Genomic DNA, 12693 nt, shown 5'->3' on the forward strand with positions numbered 1-12693 from the left:
TTAAATCAACTTTTGGTTAAGTCCTCGATCTATTAGTATTCGTCAGCTCCATGTGTCACCACACTTCCACCTCGAACCTATCTACCTTGTCGTCTTCAAGGGATCTTACTTACTTGCGTAATGGGAAATCTCATCTTGAGGGGGGCTTCATGCTTAGATGCTTTCAGCACTTATCCCGTCCACACATAGCTACCCAGCGATGCTCTTGGCAGAACAACTGGTACACCAGCGGTGTGTCCATCCCGGTCCTCTCGTACTAAGGACAGCTCCTCTCAAATTTCCTACGCCCACGACGGATAGGGACCGAACTGTCTCACGACGTTCTGAACCCAGCTCGCGTACCGCTTTAATGGGCGAACAGCCCAACCCTTGGGACCGACTACAGCCCCAGGATGCGATGAGCCGACATCGAGGTGCCAAACCTCCCCGTCGATGTGGACTCTTGGGGGAGATAAGCCTGTTATCCCCGGGGTAGCTTTTATCCGTTGAGCGATGGCCCTTCCATGCGGAACCACCGGATCACTAAGCCCGTCTTTCGACCCTGCTCGACTTGTAGGTCTCGCAGTCAAGCTCCCTTGTGCCTTTACACTCTACGAATGATTTCCAACCATTCTGAGGGAACCTTTGGGCGCCTCCGTTACTCTTTAGGAGGCGACCGCCCCAGTCAAACTGTCCGCCTGACACTGTCTCCTACCCCGCTAAGGGGTACGGGTTAGAATTTCAATACAGCTGGGGTAGTATCCCAAGGACGCCTCCACCGAAGCTGGCGCTCCGGTCTCTCTGGCTCCTACCTATCCTGTACAAGCTGTACCAAAATTCAATATCAGGCTACAGTAAAGCTCCACGGGGTCTTTCCGTCCTGTCGCGGGTAACCTGCATCTTCACAGGTACTATAATTTCACCGAGTCTCTCGTTGAGACAGTGCCCAGATCGTTACGCCTTTCGTGCGGGTCGGAACTTACCCGACAAGGAATTTCGCTACCTTAGGACCGTTATAGTTACGGCCGCCGTTTACTGGGGCTTCGGTTCTCACCTTCGCTTACGCTAAGCAATCCCCTTAACCTTCCAGCACCGGGCAGGCGTCAGCCCCTATACGTCACCTTACGGTTTTGCAGAGACCTGTGTTTTTGCTAAACAGTCGCCTGGGCCTATTCACTGCGGCTCTCTCGGGCTTGCACCCTACTAGAGCACCCCTTCTCCCGAAGTTACGGGGTCATTTTGCCGAGTTCCTTAACGAGAGTTCTCTCGCTCACCTTAGGATTCTCTCCTCGACTACCTGTGTCGGTTTGCGGTACGGGCACCTCCTACCTCGCTAGAGGCTTTTCTTGACAGTGTGAAATCAGGAACTTCGCTCATACGAGCTCGCCATCATAGCTCAACGTTATAGAGAGCGGATTTGCCTACTCTCACGCCTTACTATTTAGACGCACATAACCAACAGTGCGCTTACCCTATCCTACTGTGTCCCCCCATTACTCAAATGGTAGGGAGGTGGTACAGGAATATCAACCTGTTATCCATCGCCTACGCCTATCGGCCTCGGCTTAGGTCCCGACTAACCCTGAGAGGACGAGCCTTCCTCAGGAAACCTTAGTCATTCGGTGGATGGGATTCTCACCCATCTTTCGCTACTCATACCGGCATTCTCACTTCTAAGCGCTCCACCAGTCCTTCCGGTCTGACTTCTCAGCACTTAGAACGCTCTCCTACCACAGACATCGTAGATGTCTATCCACAGCTTCGGTGAATTGTTTAGCCCCGATACATTTTCGGCGCAGCGTCACTCGACCAGTGAGCTATTACGCACTCTTTAAATGATGGCTGCTTCTGAGCCAACATCCTGGTTGTCTAAGCAACGCCACATCCTTTTCCACTTAACAATTACTTTGGGACCTTAGCTGGTGGTCTGGGCTGTTTCCCTTTGACTACGGATCTTATCACTCGCAGTCTGACTCCCGTGCATAAATCACTGGCATTCGGAGTTTGTCTGAATTCGGTAATCCGGGATGGACCCCTAGTCCAAACAGTGCTCTACCTCCAGGATTCTCTATCACGAGGCTAGCCCTAAAGCTATTTCGGAGAGAACCAGCTATCTCCAGGTTCGATTGGAATTTCTCCGCTACCCACACCTCATCCCCGCACTTTTCAACGTGCGTGGGTTCGGGCCTCCAGTAAGTGTTACCTTACCTTCACCCTGGACATGGGTAGATCACCTGGTTTCGGGTCTACAACCACATACTCATTCGCCCTATTCAGACTCGCTTTCGCTACGGCTCCGTCTTTTCAACTTAACCTTGCATGTAATCGTAACTCGCCGGTTCATTCTACAAAAGGCACGCTATCACCCATTAACGGGCTCTAACTACTTGTAGGCACATGGTTTCAGGATCTCTTTCACTCCCCTCCCGGGGTGCTTTTCACCTTTCCCTCACGGTACTGGTTCACTATCGGTCACTAGAGAGTATTTAGCCTTGGGAGATGGTCCTCCCGGATTCCGACGGAATTTCACGTGTTCCGCCGTACTCAGGATCCACTCAGGAGAGAATGAACTTTTGACTACAGGACTGTTACCTTCTTTGGTGGGTCTTTCCAAGCCGCTTCGTCTAACTCATTCCTTTGTAACTCCGTGTTGAGTGTCCTACAACCCCAAGAGGCAAGCCTCTTGGTTTGGGCTCTTCCCGTTTCGCTCGCCGCTACTAAGGGAATCGAAATTTCTTTCTCTTCCTTCAGGTACTTAGATGTTTCAGTTCCCTGAGTCTGCCATCATGACGCTATGTATTCACGTCAAGATACTGTCCCATTACGAACAGTGGGTTCCCCCATTCGGAAATCTCCGGATCAAAGCTTACTTACAGCTCCCCGAAGCATATCGGTGTTAGTGCCGTCCTTCATCGGCTTCTAGTGCCAAGGCATCCGCCATGCGCCCTTAATAACTTAACCTATAAGTTATTAAGCCTAAAAAATTTAAAACTTAATATAAAAAATGTGTTACTTAAGAATTTCTTCAATGTCGTTTTATCCAGTTTTCAAAGAACAAGTTTTGAAAGCGATGAGCCTTCAAAACTGAACAGCAAGCGTTAATCGTATAAGTTCCAAGAACTTATTTCCGAAATATTCCTTAGAAAGGAGGTGATCCAGCCGCACCTTCCGATACGGCTACCTTGTTACGACTTCACCCCAATCATCTATCCCACCTTCGGCGGCTGGCTCCAAAAGGTTACCTCACCGACTTCGGGTGTTACAAACTCTCGTGGTGTGACGGGCGGTGTGTACAAGGCCCGGGAACGTATTCACCGCGGCATGCTGATCCGCGATTACTAGCGATTCCGGCTTCATGTAGGCGAGTTGCAGCCTACAATCCGAACTGAGAACGGTTTTATGAGATTAGCGTACTCTCGCGAGTTAGCGACTCTTTGTACCGTCCATTGTAGCACGTGTGTAGCCCAGGTCATAAGGGGCATGATGATTTGACGTCATCCCCACCTTCCTCCGGTTTGTCACCGGCAGTCACCTTAGAGTGCCCAACTGAATGATGGCAACTAAGATTAAGGGTTGCGCTCGTTGCGGGACTTAACCCAACATCTCACGACACGAGCTGACGACAACCATGCACCACCTGTCACCAATGTCCCCGAAGGGAAAACTCTATCTCTAGAGCGGTCACTGGGATGTCAAGACCTGGTAAGGTTCTTCGCGTTGCTTCGAATTAAACCACATGCTCCACCGCTTGTGCGGGCCCCCGTCAATTCCTTTGAGTTTCAACCTTGCGGTCGTACTCCCCAGGCGGAGTGCTTAATGCGTTAGCTGCAGCACTAAGGGGCGGAAACCCCCTAACACTTAGCACTCATCGTTTACGGCGTGGACTACCAGGGTATCTAATCCTGTTTGCTCCCCACGCTTTCGCGCCTCAGTGTCAGTTACAGACCAGACAGTCGCCTTCGCCACTGGTGTTCCTCCAAATCTCTACGCATTTCACCGCTACACTTGGAATTCCACTATCCTCTTCTGCACTCAAGTTCCCCAGTTTCCAATGACCCTCCACGGTTGAGCCGTGGGCTTTCACATCAGACTTAAGAAACCACCTGCGCGCGCTTTACGCCCAATAAATCCGGACAACGCTTGCCACCTACGTATTACCGCGGCTGCTGGCACGTAGTTAGCCGTGGCTTTCTAATAAGGTACCGTCAAGGTACGTTCATTTCCTAACGTACTTGTTCTTCCCTTACAACAGAGTTTTACGATCCGAAAACCTTCATCACTCACGCGGCGTTGCTCCATCAGACTTTCGTCCATTGTGGAAGATTCCCTACTGCTGCCTCCCGTAGGAGTTTGGGCCGTGTCTCAGTCCCAATGTGGCCGATCACCCTCTCAGGTCGGCTATGCATCGTTGCCTTGGTAGGCCATTACCCCACCAACTAGCTAATGCACCGCGGGCCCATCCTGTAGTGACGCCGAAGCGCCTTTCAACATCTTCACATGAGAGAAGATGGATTATCCGGTATTAGCTCCGGTTTCCCGAAGTTATCCCAGTCTACAGGGCAGGTTGCCCACGTGTTACTCACCCGTCCGCCGCTAAATCAGAGGAGCAAGCTCCTCATCATTCGCTCGACTTGCATGTATTAGGCACGCCGCCAGCGTTCGTCCTGAGCCAGGATCAAACTCTCCATAAAAGTAAAGTTTGAAAGCTCATTAGCTTTGCTAGCGTATCATCTATAAGATGATATCTATTGTTTGTCCTTGTTACTAACAGAAGTTAGTAAACAAAGTTTATTGATTAACGTCTTGCTTGTTCAGTTTTCAAGGTTCATATCTTGTCGTTATCTTAACGACTTATAAATCTTATCACATCCGATTTCTAAAGTCAAGAACTTTTTTATCAGAAGTTTTAAGTCTTAATATGTTGTTTGTTTTCTCTTAACGAGTCAACGTTGATAACTATACGCTTCTTCTAAATAATTGTCAACACTTTATATTAAAAAAGTTTTAAAAGGTTGTTTGTAATCATATATATAGCCAGGAGGTGAGCATACTGATTAAAAGAATACTTACAATGACGGTTATTATGATGGCTTTATTGTTATTTCTAATACCTTCTAAAAATTCAATATTAGAAGTGTTTCGTTTAACAGATGAACCAAATGTGATTACAAAAGGAAACTACGGTATTTCTTTAACGATAGATTTATCATATGCAGATGCAAAATTTATCGAATGGTTAAACGAAGCTAAAGTTCCATATCCATTATTAATGGTGGATACTGATTTATTAAAGAGATCCCCAACCCTTGTTAAAGTTATTCAATCTAAAAACATTCCAATAGGATTATTGGGGAAAAACAGTGATTTCTATGAGACCCACCCTTCACAGCTCGAAAGAGATATTAGCACTTTTAGTTCTATTATGAAGCAACCACCTCTTTGGTTTAGAACGAAGGACTATGTCTTTCTCCCAGAAGTTACAAGAGTTTTATGGAAGGAACAGATTAACATGCTAGCGGCATCTAAAATTCAAACGAGCAAGAGTGAATTGAAGCTCTCAAAAGGTGATATTGTGGCTATTCCATACCACCAGGAAGAACGGTTACAACTAAAACAAATTGACCAACTTATAGAAAGGAACTCCTTTCAACCTATAGAGGAAACGATTTTTGGATACTCTATTAAAACGAAAAAATCCCCAAAATAATGGAGGTGTTCAAAGTCTACCTTTGGACTCCTCCATTCAAGGGTAAACAGAGAAGTAAAGGATATATATTAATTTTTGGATAGTGAAAAAGGAGCCGTTTCATAAGTGTTTTGATTCTACACCAATGAAGCTGCTCCTTTCATTATTTACGTTTTGTCTTTTTATTATTTTGGTTTTCTTCTTGCGTCTTTTTCACTTTAGTATTTTGGTCCTCTTGTTCACTACGCGCTTTACGACGTTCTTCTCGTTTTTTTATATCCTCGGCAGATTTTGCATTATATTTTGGTAGCTCCAATAATTGGAATGCATTTACCGCAATAATTGGGAATAATAATATCGTGATGTATTCATTACCACCAGATGATCGAACCCAAAGTGCGATGAGCCATTCAATAACACTAACAAAAATCATAAAGAACAAGGAAGAAATCAGAATATGCTTTTTGCCAGTCATTTTCACTTTTTTAATTGCTGTTAAACTTGCTGCTATGATTAAAACAACTAATAAACCTATGTAAAGAAGCCAATCATTAGCGCTGTGCGCATATGGTTTGAAGCGGAATAAAATAACGTCTATTACAGCAACAATTATTAATAATATTTGTATCCAATTCCATAAAGTTAATGACCTGCAAATATTAACACCTATTTGATGCACTGTTAAGTAGGCAAAGTATCCCATTTGGCAAATCATACTCATTGTAAAACCAAGGAAGACAAACCATAGGAGTCCGCCAAATGCTTCTCCCCATTCACCATTTGAAAAATGTTGAGCATAAAAATCTCCCCAACGAACGATTATACTCATTAATCCGGTAACAACCCCACCAATTATGAGTGCTCTAAAAGCAAATTTAAACCAATTTCGTATCGTCACGACTAAAGGCCTCCGTTTTTTACAGATTCTTGTTTCATTCTAACAACCAATATCGAAAAAATCTATTTCTTCCCTCATTCCATACATATTCCACGGACAAATGTGAACAATAATTGAAACGACTTATGCAAAAGTGAGGGAAGTATATGTACAAAAAGGCGGTAATTTTTACTCTTCTATTCGTTATTCTATCTGGTTGCTCCTCTCCCGTTCAACAAAATCAGTCCTATGATGATATAAAGAAATCCACTCTTGATGCTTTGCAAACAGAAGAGGGGAAAAAAGTATTCCGAAAGCTATTAGAGGATCCAGATATGCGTGATTTACTCGTATTGGAGCATGATGATGTCAAAAAAGCGGTACAGGAAACTTTAATGTCAAAAAAAGCAGAAGATTTTTGGAAAAAAGAATTTGAAGATCCTAAATTCCGCGAAACCTTTGCAAAAGGTATGAAAAAAGAACAAAAAGACTTGGCTAAAGATTTGATGAAAGATGCTTCTTTCCAAAAAGATTTAGAACAGTTCTTCTCACAACCCGATATGCAAAAGCAATTAGAAAAAATTATGAAATCCGCAAATTCTAAAAAGGAATTAGAAAAAGTCATTACAGAAGTAATTAATAGCCCACTGCAACAAGAAAAATGGATGAAGCTTATTCAATCTGCAGCTGAAAAACCTTCAGGAGGGGAAACATCTAAAGGCGGCGGTGGCGGTGGCGGCGGTGAAAACAAAGGAAAAAGCCAAGGAAAATAGGAACGGATCTTTTCCAAAGCTATTACACGACCTTTAACTAATTATAAAGGGATGTATCATAAGTGACTGTCTACACTTATGATACATCCCTCTTTGTTATTCTTTATTTAATTTATCAATCACACGTTGTGCAATTTCAAGATAAATTTGACCAGTGGAGTGGTTTTTCGCATATACAGATGGAGCAAAGTCAACTTCATTCCAATCTGGTTGTCCTAAAGGAATCTGTCCAAGTAAGTCTGTGCGTAGTTCGTCAGCTAATTTAGGACCGCCACCTTGACCAAATACATATTCGCGCTCTCCTGATACATCAGATTGGAACCATGACATGTTTTCAATAACACCTAAGATAGTATGTTCAGTTTTGATCGCCATTGCGCCTGCACGAGCTGCTACGAATGCTGCCGTTGGATGTGGAGTTGTCACAACGATCTCGTTAGACTCAGGTAGCATTTGATGAATATCAAGCGCTACATCCCCTGTACCTGGAGGTAAATCTAATAGTAAGTAATCAAGATCTCCCCAATCCACATCGCGGAAGAATTGATCTAACACTTTCCCAAGCATTGGTCCACGCCATACAACTGGTGCATTATTTTCTACAAAGAATCCCATAGAAATCATTTTCACACCAAAACGTTCGACTGGAATAATACGATTTTCTTCAATAACAGGCATTGTTTGAACACCCATCATATCTGGAACACTAAAACCATAGATATCTGCATCAATTAAACCAACTTTTTTACCAAGGCGAGATAATGCAACCGCTAAGTTAACCGAAACGGTAGATTTACCTACGCCACCCTTACCAGATGCAATAGATATAAATTTCACTTTATTTAATGGAGACAATAGATCTTGTGCTTCTGCACGAGTTGCCGTACCACGGAATTTTTCAATATCTTCGGATGAAAGTTCTGAGAATCGAATACCAACAGTTTTACATCCAGCACCCTTTAATACATTAACAATTTCCATTTGAAGAGAAAGTTGTTCCGGTGTATTTGTTTTCGCAATAGCGATTTTTACACTGGCATGTTCCTTTTCCTCTTTAATTGAAACTTCAACAATGCCGCCTGTTTCAGACAATGCTTTATGTAGAAAAGGATCTTTTAATTCTCCAACTAATTCTCGAACTTGTTGTTCATTAATCACTGTAGACACTCCTCTAATTATAATTTCGACTTTAGTATATCATAACGCTTACAAATAAGTATTGTGCGCTACTCATTCTACAATAGAATCTGAGTAACGCTCGATCCCCTCTACGATTGCTTCAGCCATTTTTTGTTGATAATCAGGTGTTGAAAGTAACTCTGCTTCTTGTGGATTACTTAGAAAACCTGTTTCTACAAGTACTGACGGCATTTTGACCTTCTTGAGTAAATAGACTTGCTTAATTGCTAATGCTTCACGATCGGTATTCTTGAGCTGTTCTTTAATAGACTCTTGAATGGCTTTAGCTAAAAGCTCACCGGCCGGATGGCCATCTTTATGATAAAACACTTGAGCGCCATGCCACTTTGATTCTGGAATGGCATTTGCATGAATACTGATGAAAAGATCTGGTTTTGCTTCATTAACCAATTTCTCTCTCAGAAAAATATCTTCTTTTTTTCTTTCTCTCAATGTTTGAAATTCAGCATTTGGTTGATGCTCAGCAATCACATCATCGTCTTTAGTACGCGTCATCACTACTTTTGCTCCCTTTTCCTTTAAGAGCTTTTCCACTTTTTTTGTAATTGCTAGCGTAATATTTTTTTCAACAAGTTCTGATGTTGACGCACCACCATCAATTCCACCATGCCCAGCATCTAAGACAATTTTAACGCCACCTAAAGTTTCTGAAACAAAGAAGCCACGATTAGATGCTTTTGTTTCATATACAACTAAGAATATACAAGCTATTAATACTACACTCCATATGAGCCACCGCTTCAAGCACAGACACCACCTTTTTACACTAACATATGCCTGTGTAAGGGAGTATATGTCCTTTCCTAGATTCAAAGTTGTTCAATACTTAAGAACATTATTCAGTATTAAAACACTTTTAGATTTTGATAAAAAAACGCCCTGCATTGGCAGGACGTTGAAAGATTCGATTTAATAGAAAGTTATATTTACAGCTTAAATTGATTTACAGATTTTTGTAATTCAATTGCCATATTACTAAGGGCATCTGCTGAAGTAAATATCTCTTGCATGGAAACATTTTGTTCTTCTGCTGCTTGAGCAACATTCTTCGCATTTGAAGCAGACTCCTCTGAACCTCGATGTATCTCATTCATCACTTCTTCCATATTATCCGCGCTAGCATTTACTTGCTCAATGACAGCTGATACGTCTTGTATTTGTTCAAATATTTTTTCAATAATAGTAGAAATACCTTTAAAAGCAGTTCCAGCTTCAGAAGTCATTGTCATACCATCTTTCACTGCTGCCGTTCCCTCATTCATCGAATGGATGGCATTATCAGATTCCGTCTGAATCTGTTCAATTAGTTCATAAATCTTGCTAGCTGATCGACTAGATTGTTCAGCTAATTTTTTTACTTCCTCTGCTACTACAGCAAAACCCTTACCATGTTCACCAGCTCTAGCTGATTCAATAGAAGCATTTAATGCTAATAAATTTGTTTGATTAGATATATCTGTAATCAAAGTAGTGATTTGTCCAATTTCTTTTGATTTCTTTCCAAGTCTATTTATAATATCAGATGAACTATCAACTTTACTTCGGATTTTTTCCATTTGGACTAATGCCTTTTGTACAGTAGCATTACCATTCCCCGCATAATCTTTTGCATGATTACTTAAATCCGTTACCGCTTGAATGGCAGTAGCAGATTGACTCATACCCGTAGCCACTTCAGAAACAGAATCGGATGAACTTATTGAAACAACAACTTGTTTTTCTGTTTCATCTGCTACTTCTTGCATAGCATTTGTAATTTGTTCGGTTGCTTTTCCCGTTTCCTCTGCACTTGCAGTTAGTTCCTCAGAAGAAGAAGTGATTTGTTCAGATGTTTGGTTTATCTGATGAATAAGCTGGCTTAGATTCAATCTCATTTGTTCGAAGGATTGCGATAACTTACTAAATTCGTCGCGAGATTTTAGTACAACTGAATGGCTTAAATCTCCTTGAGCAATCCTTTCGCTTGATTCCATTAATTTATGTAATGGTTTATGAATAGCTCTACTTAATAATGTAGCAATTATTATACCTACCAGAAAAACAATAATCCCAATAATATCAAAATTCAATTCATTCTTATCTATTAAATTTTCTATATCCTCTAATGATTGATTAATCTCTGATACTTTTTCATTTTGAAACTGATCAACTTTGTTGTTAATATCTAAGGCAGTTTGGTCAAAATTCGCCATCGCTTTGTTCCCTTTTTTTGGTCCACCCTGTATATATCGCTGGGCCATTTGTTTACCATTCAAATAGTAAGAATCAAAGGATAATTTGATGGCCTCAAGTTCTTTTGATTTTTCGGGATCAAGCTGTTTTAATTTATTTAAATTTTTATAAAAAATTTGACTTTGTTCCTCTGCTTTTTCAAACCCGTCATCCAATCCATCTTGCGCCCTAGTAGCACTAATATCTGATAAATATTGTTGAACCTCAACTACTGATAGTTTTAAATGATCTGCTAATAAGGCAGATTGTAATGCCTTTTCCTTAATTTGCTTTGCATTATTCTTTTGTGTGTTAGAGTTTATCTGTTGAAATATCCCCAAAAAAAGAATTAGTAAGAAAATAACGCCAAACGAAAAAAAGCTTTTAAATTTTACACTCATAAAGTTACACCTCAGAAATTTTTTAAGAGAATTAAATTATGTATAGTTAGTATTTGCTACCATTTATCCGTTTATAGAAACGAGAATCCAAAATCTTACATGCACCATAATAAGTATACATTATTTAGATTTTAAATATATATCCTTAATAATTAATTTTTGGATATTATATATCACATTAAGTGGCTAAAAGAATAAAACGCTTTTGAACAAAATACCCCCTATCCAGTATGTAGCATTCATATATTATTACATTTACTTCTTAATAGATTTTTAATAATTTTTTCATTCTATTTTTATTCATAATCTCTTTTTCTATAGTATCCTGAAATAGCGAACTTAAATTATGTTAATTCGTCAATTAATATAGAATTTATTTTGTGGAGGAATTAAAATAATGAATTACGAGCTATTTCAACAAATTAACGGACTAGCCGGACACTCAAGCTTATTGGATCATTTTATGGTATTTCTTTCGAATAGTGTCCCTTATGTGGTAGTCCTTTTGTTATTTTACCTTTGGTTTATAGGAAATAAACAAAAAGGTATCGAAATAAGATATACAGCATTATATGCTGTTTTTTCTTCAGCCATTGCATTATTCATTAATGTAATTATTCATATGGTCTATTATCACCCACGTCCATTTGTAGCACACCATGTACACAAATTAGTACCGCATGCTGCAGATTCTTCTTTCGTAAGTGATCATGCAATATTAGTATTTGCTATTGCATGGACATTGCTTTTACGGAATACTCGTGGGAAATATATTATTTTACTGTGGGCTACAATGGTTGGACTTTCACGTGTTTATGTTGGCGTTCATTACCCATTTGACGTGATAGGAAGTATAGTACTTTCATTTGCAACAAGTAGTCTAGTCATTTATTTTTCAAACAAATTGGAACCTCTAGTACAATTACTATTCCGCATTTACCATCGTATCAACAAGTTTGAAAAGAACAATAAAGAGATATATAGATAGAAAAATAATAAAAGTGACCGTAAAAAAACGGTCACTTTTATTTTTTCGATAAAAATCTGCAAGCAGAGGTGTATATTTTAAAGGACCAACAGCTTAAAAAGGAATGGCTGTTAGATATGTAACAAGTATGATGAATTTTTTCGGTGTAAAGGAAAGAGCGAAAGTAGTGATTGAGGGTCCTAACCAATTTTCAGCTAAAACAGAAGAAATTATTTCAGATGTCCTTGAAAAAGCTCTTATATTGGCAAGTGTATTTTAATTAATAAAGCTCCTACCATTTAATATAGCAGTACCTCCACTATAAAAGTGTAGGTACTGCTTTTTTATTTGTTAATCGTTACTTAGATTTCGAATACACATCCCTCTCTGCTTTTAGGAGCTGATATAAGCATTAAAAATGGTCAAGTTAGATTGGAACATAGTTATATTTCTATGAACATCTCGGACTCATGTCACTCTAACAGCGAAAGACAACGTTGCAAACATGTTTGAGGACTTTATGGATTTCTAAAAGGTATTCAAAGGGTATTCAATCTAAATTTAAACGTAAAAAAACCCTTTCTCGGTAAATCCGAGAA

General features: G+C 40.4%; 8 protein-coding genes and 2 rRNA genes. 4 read left to right on the plus strand and 6 right to left on the minus strand.

Translation table 11 applies throughout. The annotated features are described in order from the left end of the window. Positions 1-12: 12 nt before the first annotated feature. Positions 13-2940 (minus strand): 23S ribosomal RNA (locus Q8X41_RS11895). A gap of 182 nt (positions 2941-3122) precedes the next feature. Continuing rightward, positions 3123-4670: ribosomal RNA gene (locus tag Q8X41_RS11900) — 16S ribosomal RNA — on the minus strand. The 16S and 23S rRNA genes sit together here, the layout of an rRNA operon. A 380-nt stretch (positions 4671-5050) precedes the next feature. Between Q8X41_RS11900 and Q8X41_RS11905 the strand changes: the two genes are divergently transcribed. Next, positions 5051-5686: a hypothetical protein gene (locus Q8X41_RS11905; RefSeq protein WP_397536546.1), complete on the plus strand. Its 636-nt coding sequence runs from the start codon at positions 5051-5053 to the stop codon at positions 5684-5686. Between the two features lie 142 nt (positions 5687-5828). Here the strand turns inward: Q8X41_RS11905 and Q8X41_RS11910 are convergent, their stop codons facing one another. Continuing rightward, the gene (locus Q8X41_RS11910; RefSeq protein ID WP_397536547.1) at positions 5829-6563 is read right to left on the minus strand and encodes a KinB-signaling pathway activation protein; all 735 of its coding nucleotides are present in this window, start codon (positions 6561-6563) and stop codon (positions 5829-5831) included. Positions 6564-6709: 146 nt separating this feature from the next. Between Q8X41_RS11910 and gerD the strand changes: the two genes are divergently transcribed. Continuing rightward, complete coding sequence (gene gerD, locus Q8X41_RS11915) at positions 6710-7315, plus strand: spore germination lipoprotein GerD (protein ID WP_397536548.1); 606 nt, start codon at positions 6710-6712, stop codon at positions 7313-7315. Positions 7316-7411: 96 nt separating this feature from the next. Here gerD and Q8X41_RS11920 read toward each other — a convergent pair whose 3' ends face one another. The 3 genes from Q8X41_RS11920 to Q8X41_RS11930 form a co-directional block, all read right to left on the minus strand. Continuing rightward, entirely contained in the window at positions 7412-8473 is a 1062-nt protein-coding gene (locus Q8X41_RS11920) for a P-loop NTPase (RefSeq protein WP_397536549.1), read from the minus strand. 72 nt (positions 8474-8545) lie between these two features. Beyond that, positions 8546-9259 (minus strand): N-acetylmuramoyl-L-alanine amidase CwlD, encoded by a 714-nt coding sequence (cwlD, locus tag Q8X41_RS11925; protein WP_397536550.1) that lies wholly within the window; start codon positions 9257-9259, stop codon positions 8546-8548. 182 nt (positions 9260-9441) lie between these two features. After that, on the minus strand, positions 9442-11127 hold the full coding sequence (locus Q8X41_RS11930) for a methyl-accepting chemotaxis protein (RefSeq protein ID WP_397536551.1): 1686 nt from the start codon (positions 11125-11127) through the stop codon (positions 9442-9444). 397 nt (positions 11128-11524) lie between these two features. Here Q8X41_RS11930 and Q8X41_RS11935 point away from each other — a divergent pair, with 397 nt between their 5' ends. Together Q8X41_RS11935 and Q8X41_RS11940 are read left to right on the plus strand one after the other, a co-directional pair. Then, complete coding sequence (locus tag Q8X41_RS11935) at positions 11525-12115, plus strand: undecaprenyl-diphosphatase (RefSeq protein ID WP_397536552.1); 591 nt, start codon at positions 11525-11527, stop codon at positions 12113-12115. Positions 12116-12218: 103 nt separating this feature from the next. Next, the gene (locus Q8X41_RS11940; protein ID WP_397536553.1) at positions 12219-12374 is read left to right on the plus strand and encodes an ACP phosphodiesterase; all 156 of its coding nucleotides are present in this window, start codon (positions 12219-12221) and stop codon (positions 12372-12374) included. The last annotated feature ends 319 nt before the right edge of the window (positions 12375-12693 follow it).

The sequence above is a fragment of the Rummeliibacillus pycnus genome, from assembly GCF_044359855.1.
Taxonomy (GTDB): Bacteria; Bacillota; Bacilli; order Bacillales_A; family Planococcaceae; genus Rummeliibacillus; species Rummeliibacillus pycnus_A.